15 protein-coding genes and 1 pseudogene are annotated in these 18587 nt (G+C 69.9%); 4 read left to right on the plus strand and 12 right to left on the minus strand.

Annotated elements, in window-relative coordinates; genetic code table 11:
• Positions 1 to 46 precede the first annotated feature (46 nt).
• From ABTY98_RS30465 to ABTY98_RS30480, 4 genes are all read right to left on the minus strand, one after another.
• On the minus strand, positions 47 to 1330 hold the full coding sequence (locus ABTY98_RS30465) for an aspartate aminotransferase family protein (protein ID WP_352224268.1): 1284 nt from the start codon (positions 1328 to 1330) through the stop codon (positions 47 to 49).
• Positions 1327 to 2169, minus strand: a complete 843-nt coding sequence (locus tag ABTY98_RS30470) for a nitrilase-related carbon-nitrogen hydrolase (protein ID WP_352224269.1) — start codon at positions 2167 to 2169, stop codon at positions 1327 to 1329. Before ABTY98_RS30470 ends, ABTY98_RS30465 begins: the two co-directional genes overlap by 4 nt.
• A gap of 136 nt (positions 2170 to 2305) precedes the next feature.
• On the minus strand, positions 2306 to 3727 hold the full coding sequence (locus ABTY98_RS30475) for a hypothetical protein (protein WP_352224270.1): 1422 nt from the start codon (positions 3725 to 3727) through the stop codon (positions 2306 to 2308).
• A 126-nt stretch (positions 3728 to 3853) separates the two neighbouring features.
• The gene (locus ABTY98_RS30480) at positions 3854 to 4105 is read right to left on the minus strand and encodes a helix-turn-helix domain-containing protein (protein ID WP_352224271.1); all 252 of its coding nucleotides are present in this window, start codon (positions 4103 to 4105) and stop codon (positions 3854 to 3856) included.
• Positions 4106 to 4149: 44 nt separating this feature from the next.
• Here ABTY98_RS30480 and map point away from each other — a divergent pair, with 44 nt between their 5' ends.
• Together map and ABTY98_RS30490 are read left to right on the plus strand one after the other, a co-directional pair.
• Positions 4150 to 4929 carry a type I methionyl aminopeptidase gene (gene map / locus ABTY98_RS30485; protein WP_352224272.1) on the plus strand — a complete coding sequence of 260 codons (780 nt, stop codon included), beginning with the start codon at positions 4150 to 4152 and terminating at the stop codon, positions 4927 to 4929.
• Between the two features lie 246 nt (positions 4930 to 5175).
• Positions 5176 to 7719 carry an ATP-dependent Clp protease ATP-binding subunit gene (locus ABTY98_RS30490; protein WP_352224273.1) on the plus strand — a complete coding sequence of 848 codons (2544 nt, stop codon included), beginning with the start codon at positions 5176 to 5178 and terminating at the stop codon, positions 7717 to 7719.
• An 18-nt stretch (positions 7720 to 7737) separates the two neighbouring features.
• Here ABTY98_RS30490 and ggt read toward each other — a convergent pair whose 3' ends face one another.
• Entirely contained in the window at positions 7738 to 9531 is a 1794-nt protein-coding gene (gene ggt / locus ABTY98_RS30495; RefSeq protein ID WP_352224274.1) for a gamma-glutamyltransferase, read from the minus strand.
• Between the two features lie 143 nt (positions 9532 to 9674).
• Here ggt and ABTY98_RS30500 point away from each other — a divergent pair, with 143 nt between their 5' ends.
• Both ABTY98_RS30500 and ABTY98_RS30505 read left to right on the plus strand, forming a co-directional pair.
• Complete coding sequence (locus tag ABTY98_RS30500) at positions 9675 to 10439, plus strand: hypothetical protein (protein WP_352224275.1); 765 nt, start codon at positions 9675 to 9677, stop codon at positions 10437 to 10439.
• Between the two features lie 117 nt (positions 10440 to 10556).
• Positions 10557 to 12155, plus strand: coding sequence for a CocE/NonD family hydrolase (locus tag ABTY98_RS30505; protein WP_352224276.1), 1599 nt, complete (start codon positions 10557 to 10559; stop codon positions 12153 to 12155).
• 42 nt (positions 12156 to 12197) lie between these two features.
• Here ABTY98_RS30505 and ABTY98_RS30510 read toward each other — a convergent pair.
• The 7 genes and pseudogenes from ABTY98_RS30510 to ABTY98_RS30540 all read right to left on the minus strand — a co-directional run.
• Positions 12198 to 12712 (minus strand): annotated as a pseudogene (locus tag ABTY98_RS30510) (ABC transporter permease family protein); the annotation flags it as partial.
• Between the two features lie 134 nt (positions 12713 to 12846).
• Positions 12847 to 13290 carry an ATP-binding cassette domain-containing protein gene (locus tag ABTY98_RS30515; protein WP_352224277.1) on the minus strand — a complete coding sequence of 148 codons (444 nt, stop codon included), beginning with the start codon at positions 13288 to 13290 and terminating at the stop codon, positions 12847 to 12849.
• Between the two features lie 185 nt (positions 13291 to 13475).
• Positions 13476 to 13883 carry a DUF6278 family protein gene (locus ABTY98_RS30520; RefSeq protein ID WP_352224278.1) on the minus strand — a complete coding sequence of 136 codons (408 nt, stop codon included), beginning with the start codon at positions 13881 to 13883 and terminating at the stop codon, positions 13476 to 13478.
• 16 nt (positions 13884 to 13899) lie between these two features.
• Positions 13900 to 14679, minus strand: coding sequence for an exodeoxyribonuclease III (locus tag ABTY98_RS30525; protein ID WP_352224279.1), 780 nt, complete (start codon positions 14677 to 14679; stop codon positions 13900 to 13902).
• A gap of 36 nt (positions 14680 to 14715) precedes the next feature.
• Positions 14716 to 15351, minus strand: coding sequence for an MBL fold metallo-hydrolase (locus tag ABTY98_RS30530; protein ID WP_352224280.1), 636 nt, complete (start codon positions 15349 to 15351; stop codon positions 14716 to 14718).
• Between the two features lie 28 nt (positions 15352 to 15379).
• A complete protein-coding gene (gene pcaDC / locus ABTY98_RS30535) occupies positions 15380 to 16699 on the minus strand; it encodes a bifunctional 3-oxoadipate enol-lactonase/4-carboxymuconolactone decarboxylase PcaDC (protein WP_352224281.1) in 1320 nt (439 codons plus the stop codon).
• A gap of 492 nt (positions 16700 to 17191) precedes the next feature.
• Entirely contained in the window at positions 17192 to 18409 is a 1218-nt protein-coding gene (locus ABTY98_RS30540) for a site-specific integrase (RefSeq protein WP_352224282.1), read from the minus strand.
• Between the last annotated feature and the right edge of the window lie 178 nt (positions 18410 to 18587).

The following is an 18587-nucleotide window of genomic DNA, read 5'->3' on the forward strand; positions in this document are numbered from 1 at the left end:
CTCCAGTGCGGGGCATCTACCAGGGACCCCTGCCAATAGGAACTCCCTAGTAAGCGCTCCTCAGCGCCTGTTCGAGGATCGTCGCGCCCTCTTCCGCCTCTGCCACCGTCAGGGACAACGGGGGCGCGATACGCAGCGCGCTCGTGTTGTGGCCGCCGCCCTTGCCGATCAGGAGACCGGCCTCGCGCGCCGCCTCCAGGACCGTCGACGCGGACTTCGGGTCGGCCTCGTCCGTGCCGGGTTTGACCAGTTCGACGCCGATCATCAGGCCGCGACCCCGGACCTCCCGTACACCGGGCAGCTGGGCGGCGACGGCACGGAGGCGTTCGATGAGGAGGCCTCCCACCCGGCGGGCGTTGCCCTGGAGGTCGTGGTCCAGGAGGTACGAGAGGTTGGCGAGGCCCGCCGCCATGGTGATCTGGGTGCCGCCGAACGTCGAGATGCTGTTGGAGTCCAGGCAGTTCATGATCTCGGAGCGGGCGATCACCCCGCCGATGGACATGCCGTTGCCGATGCCCTTGGCGAAGGTGACGATGTCCGGCGGGCCGCTCTGGGCGTGCGCCTGCCAGCCCCAGAAGTGCTCGCCGGTGCGGCCCCAGCCGGTCTGCACCTCGTCGGCGATCCAGAGGATGCCCTGCTCCTGGAGGACCTTGCGGAAGGCCGCGTACAGCCCGTCGGGCGGGGAGGTGAAGCCGCCGACGCCCTGGATGGGCTCGGCGATCAGCGCGGCCGGCGGGCGGGTGTGGCCGAGGAGGTCGCGCAGGTCGTCGACGCAGGCCGCGATGAAGTCACGGTCGTTCAGCTCGGCGAGCGGGCCTCGGGTGCGGACGCCGCCGTGGACGTACAGCGTCTGGAGCGGTGAGAGGGAGGTCGGGGACCAGCCCTTGTTGCCGGTGATGCCGACGGCGCTGAAGGAGCGGCCGTGGTAGCTGTTGCGCATCGCCAGGATCGTGTTGGTCCGGCGGTATGTCGTCGCGAGCAGCAGGGCGGTGTCGTTGGCCTCGGTGCCGGAGGTGGTGAAGAACACCCGGGCGTCCGGGATGCCGCTCAGGTGGGCGACGCGCTCGGCCAGTTCGACCATGGGGCGGTTGAGGTAGAGCGTGGAGGAGTGGATGATCCGGCCGGCCTGCTCGCTCACCGCCTTCGTCACCTCGGGGAGCGCGTGCGCGGTCATGGTGGTGAGGATGCCGCCGAAGAAGTCGAGGTAGCGGTTGCCGTCGGCGTCCCAGACATGGCGGCCCTCGCCGTGGGTGATCTCGAGGGGCTCGTCGTAGTAGAGGGCCAGCCAGTCGGGCAGGACCTGGCGGTGGCGGGCGAAGAGGTCGTTCACGGCTGTACCAGCCCTTCGTAGGCGTCGGGACGGCGGTCGCGGTAGAAGGCCCACTGCTGCCGTACTTCTTCGATGAGGTCGAAGTCGAGGTCACGGACGACGAGTTCCTCGCTCTTGTCGCTCGCGACCTCCCCCACGAACTGCCCACGCGGATCGACGAAATAGCTCGTGCCGTAGAAGTCGTTGTCCCCGTACTCCTCCTGGCCCACCCGGTTGATGGCCGCGACGAAGTACTCGTTGGCGACGGCGGCCGCGGGCTGCTCCAGTTGCCAGAGGTAGGCCGAAAGGCCGCGCGAGGTGGCCGACGGGTTGTAGACCAACTGGGCGCCGTTGAGACCGAGTTGCCGCCAGCCCTCCGGGAAGTGGCGGTCGTAGCAGATGTACACGCCGACCTTGCCGACGGCGGTGTCGAAGACCGGCCAGCCGACGTTGCCGGGCTTGAAGTAGTACTTCTCCCAGAAGCCCTTGACCTGCGGGATGTGGTGCTTGCGGTACTTGCCGAGGACGCTGCCGTCGGCGTCGATCACGACGGCGGTGTTGTAGTAGAAGCCGGACTGCTCGACCTCGAAGACCGGGACGACGATCACCATGCCGGTCTCGCGGGCCAGTTCCTGCATACGACGGACCGTGGGGCCGTCCGGGACCGGCTCGGCCCAGCGGTAGTGCTCGGGTTCCTGGACCTGGCAGAAGTAGGGGGCGTTGAAGACTTCCTGAAATCCGATGATCTTCACACCCTGGCGGGCCGCCTCGCGGGCGTACACCTCGTGTTTCGCCACCATGGACTCGGTGTCGCCGGTCCAGGTGGCCTGGACCAGAGCGGCGCGTACGACGTTGGCCATGAGCTGCTCCTTCTACGCCCGTAGAGGGTCGAAAGTAAGCCTCCTGGGAGTCCTTGCCAAGACCATCGTCGTTAAGCCGCCGAGTCGATCTCGTTTCTTACCTGGCTGGCGGATGCGGGGCGGATTCGCGCGTCCCTCAGGAGCTGAGGCCCGCCACCCGCAGGGCGTGCAGCAGGTCCCATTGGCGTTGGTCCGAGATCGCCTGGGCCGCGCCGAGGAGCAGCGGAACCAGTCGGTGCGGGTCGGGTTCCGCGCTGTGCGCCGCCTCTTCCGGGCTCCTGACCTCGACGTAGGCGTCGAGCAGGGCCCGGGCCTCGCGGTGGCGGCCCGCCGTGTCCAGGGCGAGGACGGCCTCGCCGATCTCCGTGGCGGGGCGGACGACGCCCTGGCGGAGGATCTGCCGGCCGTCGGCGGTCCGGCCCGCGGCGGTCAGGGCATCGGAGGCCGCCACCAGCCGGTCGGGCGGCAGCGAGGCGGCCTCCCACAGCAGCGTGGCCCAGTCGGCGCCGAGCCCGGCCCGCTGAAGGGCGTCCGCGAACAGGGGGAACCGGGCGGCGGGCCACCGCGCGGCCTCGGCCAGGAGTGCGTGCGCCTCGCCGGTGCGGCCCTCCGCACGCAGCCGTTCGAGCCGCTCCACGGCCCCCGTCACGGCCTGTCCCGCCTCCTCGTCGGCCTGCTCCGCGACCGGCTCCGGCCGCACCGGCGCCTCGGCTGCCCCGGCGAACCGGGCCCCGCGGGGGGTGCCACGGCCACCGGGAGCCGCGGGTACGGCCACCTCCGGCGTCTGCGGTACGGCGGTGGGCGCTGCCTCCTCCTCCGCCATCCCGGCGAACCGGGCGCTGCCCCGCCGCCGCTTGCGCTGCTTGGCGGGGGCGGGAGCGGGGGCGGCCTCCGGGGCTTCGGGCGGCTCCGGGACGGGAGCCGGCGCGGCCGCTGCGTCGTCGGGCGTGAACCCGCTCAAGCGGCCGTGTGTCGGGGTGCCGGCAGCGGACACGTGCACGGTCGCCGCCGGTTGGGCGGCCGGGCCGGGGGGCAGTGGCCCCAGCTCGGCCTGCTGCTCCATCCTCCCCATCCGGGCCCCGAGTTCGGCGCACCGGGCGGAGGCCCGTTCGTGGTCGTCGCGGGCCCAGGCGAGGTCGATGCCGAGGGACTCGGCCTCCTCACGGGAGCGTGCGGAGTTGAGCGCGTGGCCGAGCTGGGCCAGCCGCTCGGCGGCGTAGCGCTGTTCACGGAGCATCACGTCGAGGCGGTCGCTCAGGTCCTCCCGGGCGCCCGGCCGGTCGTCGTAAGCGGCGAGGGCGCTGGTGTGCAGCTGCCGGGCCTGGTCGGCCGCACGGGCGGCGGCCTCGGGGCCGTAGGCGGCCGCGAGATCCTGGAGAAGCGCCTCCATGACGTCCCAGGGCGGGACCTCCCGCCCGCCGAGGCAGGCCTGCATACCGTCGGGGTCGCGCTGCCAGAACACCGCGCACCAGCCGGCGCCCTGGTCCAGGCGTGCCAGCAGGCCGTTGAGGTAGTTCGCGAACTCCCGCACCCGGCCGGGGAGCTGATCCACAGTCATCGCTCCACTCCCGCCCGACCGGAACACTCCGGTTCCGTAGGCAACACCAGTTGTGTTACAGGGCTGCTACGGGGAGTTTTCAGTGGGCGCGCAGAGCTCTCATTACGGGATCTTGACCGATGCGCGTCACACCACGGCAAGGGCGCAGCGGGCCACCAGTTCGTCCATCGACAGGCCGAGCGCGCGGGCCAGCGCGGCGACGGTGAAGAAGGCGGGTGTCGGGGCCCGGCCGGTCTCGATCTTGCGGAGCGTCTCGGCCGAGATACCGGCCTCGGCCGCCACCTCGGTCATGCTCCGGCCGCCGCGCGCCTCGCGCAGCATCTGCCCGAGCCGCTCGCCGCGTTCACGCTCTTCCGGGGTGAGAGGGGTGCGCACCATGCCGTCATTCTAACCCGGTCGAGAAAACCGGTATATTAATTGGCATGGTGGAACTCAAGACAGACGTATCGATCGACGCGATGTACGAGGCGGGCCAGGTCCTCGGCCGGGCCCTGACGGCCGTACGGGAGGCCGCCGACGTCGGCGTCTCCCTCCTCGAGCTGGACGAGGTGGCGCGGGAGGTGCTGCGGGCGGCCGGGGCCTCCTCCCCCTTCCTCGGCTACCGGCCCTCGTTCGCGACCACCGCGTTCCCCGCCGTCATCTGCGCCTCCGTCAACGACGCGATCGTGCACGGCATCCCGACCTCCTACCGGCTGCGCGACGGCGACCTGGTCTCCATCGACTGCGGCGCCGAACTCGACGGCTGGGTCGGCGACTCGGCGATCAGCTTCACGGTCGGCAGGGCGCGTCCGGCGGACGTACGGCTCGTCGAGACGGCCGAGCGGGCCCTGGCGGCGGGTATCGCGGCGGCGGTCGTCGGCAACCGCATCGGCGACATCGCGCACGCCGTCGGCAGGGTCTGCCGCGAGGCCGGGTACGGCATTCCGCAGGGCTTCGGCGGGCACGGTGTGGGCCGCCGTATGCACGAGGACCCGGAGGTGCCGAACGAGGGCCGTCCCGGCCGCGGTCTCCCCCTCAGGCACGGGATGGCCCTCGCGATCGAGCCCATGCTGATCGGCAGTGGCCGGGACGGCTACCACGAGGCTCCCGACGGCTGGACCCTGCGCACGAACGACGGCTCCCGCGCGGCCCACGTGGAACACACGGTGGCGATCACGGAGGCGGGGCCGCGGATCCTCACGGCACGGAACCAGGAGAACTGACACAGGTCGGCGGCGCCGGCCCGCGTGGCCGGGTGACACGGACCGAGCGGAGATCGGTCTGCCTTCGCCGGTCCGCGCCGGCGCCACGGCAATGCAGGTCTTGCCCGAAGTGCTGGACATGCCCCCCTCCGGCGGGCGTGCGAAGGTGGTGTGACCGGGCCCTGCAGGGGCACCCGCGTGGACCGGCACGTCGATCAGCGAGCGCGTCCTGCCAGGCGCCGGGACGCCGGAACGGAACGAACGCTCATGACCAGCGGCTACCCCGGACCGAGCGACCACGGACAGGATCCTTTCGGAGAGTTCCTCGCACGCTTCTTCGGCGGAGGGGGAGCGCAGCAGGGGCCCCGCCAGATCGACATCGGGAGGCTGCTCAGCCAGCCCGCCCGGGAGCTGGTCCGGGGCGCCGCCCAGTACGCCGCCGAACACGGCAGCCGGGACCTCGCCACCGAGCATCTGCTGCGCGCTGCCCTGACGGCGGAGCCGACCCGCTCCCTGCTCAGCAGGTCCGGGGCGGATCCCGACTCGCTGGCCACGGCGATCGACGACCGCGCCGGCCCGGTCCAGCACCCGACCGGCGAGGCACCCCCGCCGACCTCGCTGTCCCTGACCCCGGCCGTGAAGCGGGCCCTGCTGGACGCGCACGACCTGGCCCGGGCCAGCGGCGCCGGATACATCGGCCCCGAACACGTCCTGGGCGCGCTCGCCGCCAACCCGGACTCGGCCGCCGGTCACATCCTGCACGCGGCCCGGTTCGCCGCGGGCCCGCCGCCGGACGCGCCGGAGACCGACCGCGCCCTGCACCCCGGCACGGACAGCCGCCGCCGGTCGGGCACACCCACGCTGGACAAGTACGGCCGAGACCTCACCGAGCTGGCCGGGGAAGGCCGGATCGACCCGGTCATCGGCCGTGAGGACGAGATCGAGCAGACCATCGAGGTGCTCTCCCGGCGCGGCAAGAACAACCCCGTGCTGATCGGCGACGCCGGTGTCGGCAAGACCGCGATCGTCGAGGGCCTGGCCCAGCGGATCGCCGACGGGGACGTGCCCGACATCCTCACCGGGCGCCGGGTGCTGGCGCTCGACCTGCCCGGCGTGGTCGCGGGCACCCGCTTCCGGGGCGACTTCGAGGAACGCCTCAACACCATCGTGAACGAGATCCGTGCCCACTCCGACCAGCTGATCGTCTTCATCGACGAACTGCACACCGTGGTCGGCGCCGGAGGCGGCGGCGAGGGCGGTTCGATGGACGCGGGCAACATCCTCAAGCCCGCGCTGGCCCGGGGTGAGCTGCACATCGTGGGCGCGACCACGCTGGAGGAGTTCCGCAAGATCGAGAAGGACGCGGCGCTGGCCCGCCGCTTCCAGCCGATCCTGGTGCCCGAGCCGACGGTCCCCGACACCATCGAGATCCTGCGCGGCCTGCGGGACCGCTACGAGGCCCACCACCAGGTCCGCTACACGGACGAGGCCCTCGTCGCCGCCGTGGAGCTCTCCGACCGCTATCTCACCGACCGCAGGCTCCCGGACAAGGCGATCGACCTGATCGACCAGGCCGGCGCCCGCGTCCGCCTCGGCTCCCGCGCCAAGGGCAGCGACGTAAGGGCGATGGAGCGCGAGATCGAACAGCTCACCCGGGACAAGGACCAGGCGGTCGCCGGCGAACAGTACGAACACGCGACCCAACTCCGTGACCGTATCGGCGAGTTGAAGACACGTATCGCCGAACTCTCCGGCGATGACCAGGCGGACGAGGGGATGAACCTGGAGGTGACTGCCGAGGCGATCGCCGAGGTGGTGTCCCGCCAGACCGGTATCCCGGTCAGCAGCCTCACCCAGGAGGAGAAGGAACGGCTGCTCGGCCTGGAGTCCCATCTGCACCAGCGGGTCATCGGTCAGGACGAGGCGGTCGCGGCCGTCTCCGAGGCGGTGCTCCGCTCCCGCGCCGGGCTCGCCAGCGCGGACCGGCCGATCGGCAGCTTCCTCTTCCTCGGTCCGACCGGAGTCGGCAAGACCGAACTGGCCCGCGCGCTCGCCGAGGCCCTGTTCGGCAGCGAGGACCGGATGGTGCGGCTGGACATGAGCGAGTACCAGGAGCGCCACACCGTCTCCCGCCTGATCGGCGCCCCGCCCGGCTACGTCGGCCACGAGGAGGCGGGACAGCTCACCGAGGTGGTCCGGCGCCACCCCTACTCGCTCCTCCTCCTCGACGAGGTGGAGAAGGCCCACCCGGACGTCTTCAACATCCTGCTCCAGGTCCTGGACGACGGCCGTCTGACCGACTCCCAGGGGCGCACGGTGGACTTCACCAACACGGTCATCGTGATGACGAGCAACCTGGGCTCGGACGTGATCACCAGGCGCGGCGCCGGCGTCGGCTTCGGCCCCAGCGGGGAGGAGGCGACGGAGGAGGCCCGTCGCGAACAGGTCCTCCGCCCGCTCCGGGAGCACTTCCGCCCGGAGTTCCTGAACCGCATCGACGAGATCGTGGTCTTCCGCCAGCTCAGCAGCGACCAGCTGCGCCAGATCACCGAGTTGCTCCTGGAACACACCCGCCGCATGCTGCACGCCCAGGGCATCACGGTCCACTTCACGGACGCGGCGGTCAACTGGCTGGCAGAACGCGGCTACCAGCCGGAGTACGGCGCACGGCCGCTGCGGCGGACCATCCAGCGGGAAGTCGACAACCAGCTGTCGCGCAGGCTCCTGGACGGCACGATCACGGAGGGCAGCGAGGTGACCGTGGGCGCGGTGAACGGCCAGTTGGAGTTCCGGACGGACAAGAAGCTTTAGGGGCGCCGCGCCGGGCTGTTACGGCGCGGGATCCACCACCTGTGCCGCCCCTCCGCCACGCCGCACGGTCTCCGCCGCCGCCAGCCACTTCCCACCCGGCAGCCGCTGCACACCCGTAGCCGCACCGATCTCGGGATTCAACGAGAACGAGTGCCCGATGGCTTCCAGCTTCCCTCTCACCGCAGGGTCGTTGTACAGCGCAGGTTCGAGCTCGGTCTGGGCGGCGTTCCGCTGAGACGCCCGAGGCGCGGCGATCGCATCCACCAACGGCAGGTGCCGGTCCAGGAACTCGGTCAACACCTGGAGCACGGTGGTGATGATGGTCGCTCCGCCGGGCGAACCGACCGCCACCACGGGCCTGTTGGTCTTGTCGAGCACGATCGTCGGTGAGATGGAGGACCGCGGCCGCTTCCCCGGCCCCGGCAGATTCGGGTCGTGCACCGCGGGGTTGGCCGGTGTGAACGAGAAGTCGGTCAGCTCGTTGTTGAGCAGGAACCCCCGCCCCGGAACCGTGATCGCGCTGCCACCGGTCTGCTCGATGGTCAGCGTGTAGGAGACGACGTTCCCCCACTTGTCGGCGACCGTGAGGTGCGTCGTGTTCTCACCCTCGTACGTGGTCGGCGCCGCCGTACCGGTCGAACCCGGACGGTTCGGGTCCCCGGGCGCGACCGGGCTCGTCAGCACCGAGTCGTCGTGGATCAGCGCGGCCCGCTCGTCGGCGTACCGCTGCGACAGCAGCCCCTTGGTCGGCACGTCCTCGAACGCGGGGTCGCCGACCCACCTCCCCCGGTCCGCGAACGAAATCCGGCTCGCCTCGATGAAGTGGTGCAGATACTGCACCTCGTCGGCCTTGGAAAGGTCCGTGTTCTCAAGGATGTTGAGGGCTTCTCCGACTGTCGTCCCGCCGGACGAGGACGGTGCGATGGAGTACACCTTCAGCCCGCGGTACGACGTCTCCGTCGGCGCCTGCGACTTCGCCCGGTACGCGGCCAGATCCTTCGCGGACAGCTTGCCCGCTCGCGCCTTCCACCCCGAACTCGCGTCCACCGGCGGATTGTTCACCGTCGACACGATGTCCTTGCCGAGGTCGCCCTTGTAGACCGCCCCGATCCCCTTCCTCCCCAGCTCCTGATACGTCCGAGCCAGGTCGGGGTTCTTGAAGGTGGACCCCACCACCGGCAGCTGCCCACCCGGCAGGAACAGCTTCGCCGTGTCGGGGAAGTACCGGAACCGTGTCTCGTTGGACGCGGTCTGCGACCGGAACGTGTCGTCGACGACGAAGCCGTTGCGGGCGATCCGCTCGGCCGGCTTCAGCACCGTACCGAGCCGTTCGGTCCCCCACTGGTCGAGCGCGGTCTGCCAGGTGGCCGGCGTCCCCGGGGTGCCGACGCTGAGCCCGCTGCTCACGGCGTCCGCGAAGGCGAGTGGCTTGCCGTTCTCCACGAAGAGGTGGGAGTCGGCGGTCAGCGGTGCGGTCTCGCGACCGTCGATCGTGTGCACCGTACGGGACTTGGCGTTGTAGTAGACGAAGTAGCCGCCCCCGCCGACGCCGGAGGAGTAGGGCTCGGTGACCCCGAGCGCGGCGGCGGTCGCGACGGCCGCGTCGACCGCGTTGCCGCCCTTGCGGAGCACCTCGATACCGGCGGCGGTGGCGTCCGCGTCGACACTGGCGACCGCACCGCCGTAGCCGACGGCCACCGGGGATTTCGCGACGGTCGCACCGCCGGCGGCCGGTGGCGCTGCCGCCCCGACGGACACCACGGCGGCCGAGACCGCCAGAACGGTCAGTTTCCGCGTGACAGGGCGACGCATCCGCACCTCCAGTTCCGGAACGTCCGCGCAGCGTATCGGCGAGGCCCAGGCCCCGACAGCCATATTCAGGGCACTGTCATATGACCGCCACACTTCGAACACGGGTACGTTCCGGCCATCTGTGACCGCTACCATGCGCGCCCATGAATGACGACCTGCGCAACATTATCCTTGGCGTCGTGGCCGCCGGCATCAGCGCGGCGCTCGGCTGGCTGGCCCGCACCTCGCTGTGGCGGCGCAGTCTACGCCGCAAGCAGGCCTTTTTCGGGCTCCCGGAGAACTCGGAATCGCTGATGGTCGTCAACCGCGATCCGGCCACCTCCGAACCGGCGGTCCACCGCTTCGACGTGTTCGCGCTTCTGGAGCTGGCCGCGCTGATCAAGGACTGCGGCGCCAACCTCCAGATGGTGACCCAGGACAACGTCCAGCAGGGTTTCGGCGAACGCACGGAGTTCTGCGTGGGCGGGCCCGGGTCGAACCGGCGCATGCTGGCCCACATGTCGGCGATGCTGCCGGGCGTGCGGGTCAACATCGACCCGGAACCGGGCCCGGACCGCGGCGCCTTCCAGATCGGCACCGAGCGCTACCGGCTCGACCCGGGCATCACGGAGTACGTCCTGCTCGCCCGCCTGACCGCCGGCCAGCGCCCGGACGCCCGCCCGGTGTTCCTCTTCTGCGGGCAGCGCGCCATCACCAACCAGGCCGCCACCCGCTACCTCGCCCGCAACCACGAGCGGCTCGCCCGCAAGCACGGCAACAACACCTTCGTGCTGCTCCTCAAGGTCGTCAACTCACAGGCGTACGGCCCGGACGTGGTCGAACTCGTCTCGGACGTCACCCGCGCCGCCCAGGCGCCGCTGCCGCCCGCGACGACCGAGACCACGCGCTCCTCGGACCACGCCTCCTGAGTAGCTGCAGCATTCAACAATCGTTACCCGCACGTAACTTACCGACGGGTTACTTCCGGTAAGGGGTCGCGGTTACCGTCTGGTCACTTTGCACTTACACGAGTGAGGAGTGACCCCATGGGACGAGGTCGCACCACCACGAGCCGCCGTGCCGACCGACGCACCGCCACTCTGCGCACGACCGCCGCGGGAGCCGTCTCGGCGGCCCTGATCGCCGCCGGTGTCGTCGGCCTGGCTCCGGCCGCCCAGGCCGCCGCCTCCGTCCGCTTCGTCGACATCACCGGCGACGGCGGCACGGTCCTCAAGGCGAACGTCGTCACGCCCGCGGGCGCCGACGCCACACACCGCTACCCGCTCATCGTGCTGCCCACGAGCTGGTCGCTGCCCCAGGTCGAGTATCTGGCCCAGGCGCAGAAGCTCGCGAACTCCGGTTACGTCGTGCTCAGTTACAACGTGCGAGGGTTCTGGCAGTCCGGCGGCCAGATAGAAGTGGCCGGTCCGCAGGACGTGGCGGACGCGTCCAAGGTCATTGACTGGGCGCTCGCCAACACCGGCGCCGATCCCCAGCACATCGGCATCGCCGGGGTCTCGTACGGCGCCGGGATCAGTCTGCTGGCCGCCGCCCATGACAAGCGGATCAAGGCGGTCGGCGCGCTCAGCGGCTGGGCGGATCTGATCGACTCGATCTACTCGGGCCGTACCCAGCACGTCGAGGCGGCCGCCCTCCTCGACGGCTCGGCGACCCTCACCGGGCGCGAGAGCCCCGAAGTGCGGCAGATCTTCAAGGACTTCTACGCCTCGAACCTGGACCGGGAACAGGCCATGATCGCCTGGGGGGCGAAACGTTCCGCCGCGACCTATGTCGACCAGCTCAACAGGAACGGCGCGGCCGTCCTCATGGCCAACGCCTGGAGCGACACCATCTTCCCGGCCAACCAGTACGCCGACTTCTACGGGAAGCTGACCGGCCCGAAACGCCTGGAGTTCCGCCCCGGCGACCATGCCACCGCCGAGCTGACCGGCCTGCTCGGGCTGCCCAACGACGTGTGGACCGACACCGAGCGCTGGTTCGACCACTACCTCAAGGGCGAGGACAACGGCATCGACCGCGAGCAGCCTGTCCAGCTCAAGTCCCGTACCAGCGGAGACTACGAGGGCTACCCGGACTGGAAGTCGGTGGGCGCCACCCACGAGAAGCTCGCCCTGGCCGGCTCGACCACGATCCACGCGAACGTCGACTCGGGCGCGGACGGCGGGATCGTCCTCCTCTCCGGCCTTCTCGACCAGTTCGCCCAGCTGCCGCCGGTCGCCTCGATCCCGCTGCTGCCCCGCCGTTGGGCCGCCGTCTGGCAGTCCGAGCGATACGGCAGCGCCCGGCAGGTGCGCGGCACGGCCCGGTTGCACACCACCCTCACCCCCACCAAGGAGAGCGGCACCCTCGTCGCCTACCTGTACGACGTGGGCCCGCTCGGCCTCGGCAAGCTGGTCACCAACGCGCCGTACACCTGGTACGGCCGCACGCCCGGCAAGGCGTTCGACGTGGACCTGGACCTGTTCTCCACGGCCTACGACGTACCCGCCGGGCACCGGCTCGCGCTGGTGGTCGACACGGTGGACCCGCTCTATGTCGAGCACAACCCGTCCGGCGCGCAGCTGACCTTCTCCTCGCCGGTGGACAACCCGTCGTACGTGTCCGTTCCGCTGCGCGAGCAGTGATCTCCGGCTGCCGCCGGCCGGGCCTGGCCCTGGCTGCCGCCCCTACGGCAGCAGCGTCCCTGGTTCGGCCGGGGCCACCTCGACGGCCTCGGTCCTGGGACCGTGCTGCTCCCGTCTGGCCACCCGGCCGGCGGACCAGGAGAGCAACATGCACATCCCGATGCAGATCGGCGAGTTCACCATCACCACAGGGATGAAGGGCAAATCGTAGTCGAGGTTGGATGCGATCGGTTTCCCGGCATGGAGGAACTCCTCGTAGGTGATGAGACAGCCGAGCGAGGTGTCCTTGGGGGCCACCACGAGCTGGCTGTTGACGGCGGGCACAGCATGGCCCGTACGGCCTGCGGCGCCAGGACGTACGACATGACCGGGGACTTGCGCATGGCGAGCGCGAACGCGGCCTCCCGCTGGCCGCGTTCGACGCGGTCCACCCCGGAGTGGAACACGCGCACCGCGCGGTGCTCCGAGAGCCGTCCGGTGGCCGGCAGGCCGCCCAGTGCGAGGGAGAGGACGGCGGCCGTCACAAAGGCCTTGGGCGTGTTGCCGAGGCCCCGCAGCGAAGTGGCCGCGCTGCTTCTCCCGGGTCCAGGTCCTGGAGCCGGGCAGCCGGAAGCCCTGCACCGCTTGGTGGCGCGGAAGCCTCTCGGCCGCGGGCGCACGGGGGGTACGGAACATGGATCGCGCTCCCCGCTCAGTGCTTGAGGATCTTGGCGAGGAAGTCCCTGGCACGCTCGCCGCGCGGGGCGGTGAGGAACTCCTCCGGGGCGCGGTCCTCGACGGTACGGCCGTCGGCCATGAACACGACGCGGTGGGCGGCGCAATGGGCGAAGCCCATCTCGTGGGTGCCGACGACCATGGTCATGCCGTCCCGGGCGAGCTGCCGCGTCACTTCGAGGACCTCGTTGGTCATCTCGGGATCGAGGGCCGGGGTGGGCTCGTCGAAGAGGAGGGTCTTGGGCTCCATGGCGAGGGCGCGGTCGAGGAGTTCACGCGAGCGCCGGTCGGCCTGCTCCTTCTTGCGCCTGCGGGCCTTGGCGAGGGCCCTGCCCTCCTCGGGGAGCGGCTGCCCCTCGATCGTGATCCTCCCGGACTGGATGGTGACGTCACGCAGCTCGATCAAAGGATCGACAGCCATACGCAGCCCTACTCACTCTCAGCTGTGTCGTGGTTGCCGCAAACTATCCAGCCGCGAGGGCACTTAAGTCACGACACGCACTTTTCGGGCATTAGCCGTATTTACACCGTCTTTATTGCCGTAGCCATTGCCGTGGTTGTCGCTGCAGTTGTCGCCCTGGTCACCGGCGTCCGTACGGCCGCCGGTCAGGACTCTGCGACCTCCGCGTAGAGCTGCGAGAGCTCGGGGACCCCGCTCGCGGCCCAGTCATGGCCGGACTCGACGACATCGAACTCCCGCCCGGACTCCAGTCGTACGACCGGCTCCCCGTCCGCACGGATCTCCCATTCCGCGCCGGGAACGGTCCGGATCAGGACGGTGCCCAGGTACAGGCCGGCGTCGGTGCCGAGCCACGTCAGGGTCTCCTCGTCGTCCCGCCAGCGCGGGACCAACTGGTCGAGGGCCTCCAGCGAGGCCGGGGTGTCGTCGAGCGTGACACCCTCCTCGGCCGCCTGGGCGCGCAGGAACTCGCACTCGGCGAGCAGATCGGGATCGGCGGTCAGGGGGACGTCACCGGTCTTGGCGTGCCTGTTACCCAGAAAGGGGATGTTCATGGACCCAGGTTGACACCTACACCTCCAGGTCCACCACCACCGGAGCGTGATCGGAAGCGCCCTTCCCCTTGCGCTCCTCGCGGTCGACGTAGGCGTCCTTCACGGCCTTGGCAAAGGGTGCGTTCCCGTACACCAGGTCGATGCGCATGCCACGGTTCTTCGGGAAGGCGAGCTGGCGGTAGTCCCAGTAGGTGAACGGATGGTCGTACTTCAGGGGGCGCGGGACCACGTCGGACAGGCCGGTCTCGCGCAGGGCGGTCAGGGCGGCGCGCTCGGCCGGGGTGACATGGGTGAGGCCCTCGAAGGCGGCCGGGTCGAAGACGTCGTCGTCGGTCGGTGCCACGTTGTAGTCGCCGAGGACGGCGAAGGGGCGGCTGCCGTCCGCGTCCCCGGCCACGGCCCCCTTGAGGGCCTCGAACCACTGGAGCTTGTAGGCGTAGTGCGGGTGGTCCACCTCGCGGCCGTTGGGCACGTACACCGACCAGACACGGACCGGGCCGCAGGTCGCCGAGATCGCGCGCGGCTCGGTCACGCCGTCGTAGCCGGGGTCGCCGGGCAGGCCCCTGACGACGTCCTCGATGCCCACCTTCGACAGCACCGCCACGCCGTTCCACCGGCCGGTGGCATGGACCGCCGCCTCGTAGCCCAGCTCGCGCAGCTGCTCGACCGGGAACTGTTCCTCGGCGATCTTGGCCTCCTGGAGGCAGAGCACGTCGGTGCCGCTGCTCTCCAGCCAGGCGAGGAGCCGCGGCAGGCGGGCGGTGATCGAGTTCACGTTCCAGGTCGCGATGCGCATGCCCCACAACCTACCGGGCCCCTCTGACAACGTGTCTCAGACGTCCGCCGAGGCCCCCGGGGCCAGCCGCTGGTGGTCCGCGCCGCCCAGGGCGCCGATCTGGCGGTCGTAGATCGGGCGGGCCAGATCGGTGAGCAGGGCGTCGTGGATGTCGTAGGCGCGCCGCGGCTTCACCTCGCGGACGTAGTCGATGACCTCGGAGATCTTGTTCCAGGGGGCCATCACCGGGAGCATCAGCGTCTCGACGGGCTGGTCAGGGACGGTGAGGGCGTCGCCGGGGTGGAAGACCTTGCCGCCGTCGACTAGGTAGCCGACGTTGGTGATGCGCGGGATGTCGGGGTGGATCACCGCGTGCAGTTCGCCGTGCACCTGGACGTCGAAGCCGGCGGCGGTGAACGTGTCGCCGTGGCCGACGGTGTGCACCCGGCCCGGGAAGGCCGCCGCGATCTGGTCGGCCACGGACTTCAGGGTCCAGATCTCGGCGGCCGGGTCGGCGTCCAGCGCGGCCCGCAGCCGGCCTTCGTCGAAGTGGTCGGGGTGCTCGTGGGTGACCAGGATCGCGTCCGCGCCGACGGCCGCGTCCTCCTCGCTGAACCCTCCGGGGTCGAGGACGAGCGTGCGCCCGTCCTTCTCCAGGCGTACGCACGCGTGGGACTTCTTCGTGAGCTTCATGGTCACCATCCTGCCCCCGAGCCGCCCGTCAGGCCTCGGGAGTGGTCTCCTCGCGGATGACCTGCTGGGCGACCCGGAACGCGCTGTTCGCGGCCGGTACCCCGCAGTACACCGCCGCCTGGAGCAGGACTTCCTTGATCTCGTCCGGGGTGAGGCCGTTGCGCAGGGCCGCCCGGACATGGAAACGCAGCTCCTCCAGGTGGCCGCCCGCGACCAGCGCGGTGAGCGTGACACAGCTGCGCGAGCGCCGGTCGAGTCCGGGCCGGTCCCAGATCTCGCCCCATGCGTAGCGGGTGACGAACTCCTGGAAGTCCCCGGAGAACTCGTCGGCCTGCGCCAGCGCCCGGTCCACATGCGCGTCCCCGAGCACCTCCCGGCGGACCTTCAGCCCCGCGTCGTACGGATCGGGCCGCCCGAGCGGCTGCGCCGGTACGGCGGCCGGGGCGATCTCGGCGATCGGCGTGACCTGCGGAGCGACCTGGGGTACCGCCTGTGGTGCGGCGGCCAGGACCGGCTTCACCGGCGCGGCCGGGATGGCCATCTGGCCGGTGGTCGAGTCGTAGGCGGGCTGCCAGGCTGTGGAGAAGTGCCGCACCAGCAGGTCGGTGACGGCGGCGGGCTGCTCGACCGGGACCAGATGGGAGGCACCGGGTACGACCGCGAGCCGGGCGTCCGGGATCCCGGCGACCAGGGTGCGGGCCTCGGCGGGGCCGGTGACCTGGTCGTCCGAGCCGACCAGGACGAGCGTGGGCACACCGATCCGGGCGAGTTCGTGCCGTACGTCGAAGCCCGCCAGGGCCTCGCAGGCGGCGATGTAGCAGCCGGGGTCGGTGGTGCGCACCATCTGGACGGCCCACTCGGTGATCGCGGGCTGCGCGGCGGCGAACCCGCCGGTGAACCAGCGGTCGGGCGAGGTCCGGGCGATCGGGTCGAGGCCGTTCGTCCGCACGATCACACCGCGCTGACGGAACTCGTCCGCCGTCCCGAACCGGGGTGAGGCGGCGACCAGCGCGAGCGAGGCGATCCGCTCCGGGTGCCGCAGAGCCAGCTCGATGCCGACGGCGCCGCCGAGCGCGCAGCCCGCGTAGCCGAAGCGCTGCACTCCGAAGGCGTCGAGCGTGGCCAGCAGCCGGGCGGCCAGCTCGGAGACGGAACCGGCCGGGTGCGCCGGGGAACCGCCGTGCCCGGGGAGGTCGTAACGGAAGACCCGCCACTGCTGGGTCAACTCCGGGACCTGCCGGTCCCACATGTGCCATGTGGTACCCAGTGAGGGACCCAAGATCAGGACCGGAGCGTCTTCTGGCCCGTCAAAGCGGTATTGCAGGGTGTTCGGGGGTGTCTCACTCACGCCCCAGACCCTCTCACGTCTCACGAAATCTCACACGGCCAGGTGAACCCGGCGGCTCGTGACCCTCGCGGCGCGGCACGCCCGGCACCGCCGAGACCCTCATGGGTCCACGTACGGGTTCTTCGATGTGCACGCCTGACCGTGGGGACAGCGCATCCTGCCGGCTCGCGCACCCTCCCAATCCCTGCGCCGCACAACTTCCCACCCTCGGCACGGCTTCCAGACGGTCTGGTTTGCAGCAAAGCGTGTAGTGCCGTCCCCAAGCATCGGCATGACGCACCTGAAAACCTTCCGGGATTCACCGACGAACAGCCCGAACGCCACACGGCGGGCAAGCTCTGCCTTGCCTCGCAGGAGGGGAGACGTTGGCCGTAGCCTGGCCGCCCCTCCCCCCTTGCCGTCGCTGGTCCACAGCCAGCAGCGGCCTCCGGGTCCACTCGATTTGACTGCCATACGGCTGGGCAGGTCCGCTAAATCGGCAGGCCGCCTGAGTCACGCTTGCCCCTCCGTCGCAGCACCGTGCAGGCCGTCCCACGTTGTGGCGGCTCCGCGGAGGTCCTCCACGTCCGGCTTCACGTACCACTTCTTGGTGGTCTTGACGTTCGTGTGTCCGGCCCACCGGGCAAGGATGTGATCCGGCACGCCTTTGTTGGCGAGGTATGTGAGGCAGGAGGAGCGAGCGTCGTAGAGGCGCACTCTGCGGAGTTCAAGGATCTCCATGAGCCGGTAAGCGCGTCTGCGGAGCTGCTTGATCGTGAAGGCTTCCCCGGTCTCGTGCACCACGACGTATCCGGAATCCGAGTGAGCCTCACCGAGGATGAGCTTCTCCTTGGCTTGGAGAGCCCTGAACGACTTGAGGGCAGCCAGCACCGGTGCCGGCAAAGGAAGATCCCGTTCCCCGGCCAGGGACTTGGTGTCCTTCTCCACAACGTACCGATTCCCCATCATTGTCCGCGTGTTGGCTATGGTGATCGTGGCGGCTTCCAAGTCCACGTCTTCCCATCGGAGTCCGCAGACTTCAGCCGGACGTAGACCCATGAGGGACAGCAAGAGAGCAGCGTAAAGCCGTTCTGTCCGGACACCGTGAATGAACGTCTGAATCTCCTGCACGTTCCACGGCTTCACCTCCTGCTTCTTCTTTCGCTCTTCTTTACGTGCCCTACGTGGGATGGTCACATGTTGGGCTACATTCATGGTTACTAGCCGACGCGTAACGGCTCGATTCAGGGCGTCCTTCAATCGGGCGAGACTCATCTCCACGCTGGTCACTCCAAGCGGAGTACCTGCTTTGTCACCGCGCACCCGTCCATGCTTCAACGCCCAGTGCATCCAATTTTCTACATCTTCCTCGGTGAGTTCTTGAAGCCGGATGCGCCCCAACCTCCCCCGAACTCGATCGAGGGTAACCCGATAGTTGTAAATAGTGGTCTCTTCCAGATCCTCTGCCTTCATGGCCAGCCACTGATCAAGCCACTCATTTACATTTATCTGGTTGGGCGGTACGAACGTCCCTTCCTCGCGGCGGTTGGTGATGCGCGCGTACTCAGCCTTCGCCTCCTTGAGAGTGGCGAACGTACGAGTCAGCTGTTTGCGCCTCCCGGTGGCAGGGTCGATGCCTACGTCGACTACGAACCGGTAGCGCACCTGTCCCCTGGAGTTGGGTGGAAGCTTCTTGATCGGAACGGACAGGGGGTACTCACTCTCCTTCAAGGGGACCTGCACGAGCAGGGCGCCGGATCATCTGGCTGGCACCAGACCAGTGCCATTCCGTTTCACGGGCTGCTGAGTTCGCTGCAGCTCCGCCGCCAAGCACAGCCGCGCATGCGAACGTCCTCAAGGAACCTCACGATCGCCGGTTTTGCTAACCGGCGATCGTCGTCTATGTTGC

It is taken from the genome of Streptomyces sp. NPDC096040, from assembly GCF_040303265.1.
GTDB lineage: Bacteria > Actinomycetota > Actinomycetes > Streptomycetales > Streptomycetaceae > Streptomyces.

Excerpts from the sequence above, each read along its gene's own strand:
- ABTY98_RS30520 (WP_352224278.1), bottom strand. The coding sequence starts at position 13,883 with ATGAACATCCCCTTTCTGGGTAACAGGCACGCCAAGACCGGTGACGTC.
- ABTY98_RS30470 (WP_352224269.1), bottom strand. The coding sequence starts at position 2,169 with ATGGCCAACGTCGTACGCGCCGCTCTGGTCCAGGCCACCTGGACCGGC.
- ABTY98_RS30500 (WP_352224275.1), top strand. The coding sequence starts at position 9,675 with ATGAATGACGACCTGCGCAACATTATCCTTGGCGTCGTGGCCGCCGGC.
- ABTY98_RS30490 (WP_352224273.1), top strand. The coding sequence starts at position 5,176 with ATGACCAGCGGCTACCCCGGACCGAGCGACCACGGACAGGATCCTTTC.
- ABTY98_RS30530 (WP_352224280.1), bottom strand. The coding sequence starts at position 15,351 with ATGAAGCTCACGAAGAAGTCCCACGCGTGCGTACGCCTGGAGAAGGAC.
- ABTY98_RS30505 (WP_352224276.1), top strand. The coding sequence starts at position 10,557 with ATGGGACGAGGTCGCACCACCACGAGCCGCCGTGCCGACCGACGCACC.
- ABTY98_RS30475 (WP_352224270.1), bottom strand. The coding sequence starts at position 3,727 with ATGACTGTGGATCAGCTCCCCGGCCGGGTGCGGGAGTTCGCGAACTAC.
- ABTY98_RS30525 (WP_352224279.1), bottom strand. The coding sequence starts at position 14,679 with ATGCGCATCGCGACCTGGAACGTGAACTCGATCACCGCCCGCCTGCCG.
- ABTY98_RS30480 (WP_352224271.1), bottom strand. The coding sequence starts at position 4,105 with ATGGTGCGCACCCCTCTCACCCCGGAAGAGCGTGAACGCGGCGAGCGG.
- ggt (WP_352224274.1), bottom strand. The coding sequence starts at position 9,531 with ATGCGTCGCCCTGTCACGCGGAAACTGACCGTTCTGGCGGTCTCGGCC.
- map (WP_352224272.1), top strand. The coding sequence starts at position 4,150 with ATGGTGGAACTCAAGACAGACGTATCGATCGACGCGATGTACGAGGCG.
- ABTY98_RS30515 (WP_352224277.1), bottom strand. The coding sequence starts at position 13,290 with ATGGCTGTCGATCCTTTGATCGAGCTGCGTGACGTCACCATCCAGTCC.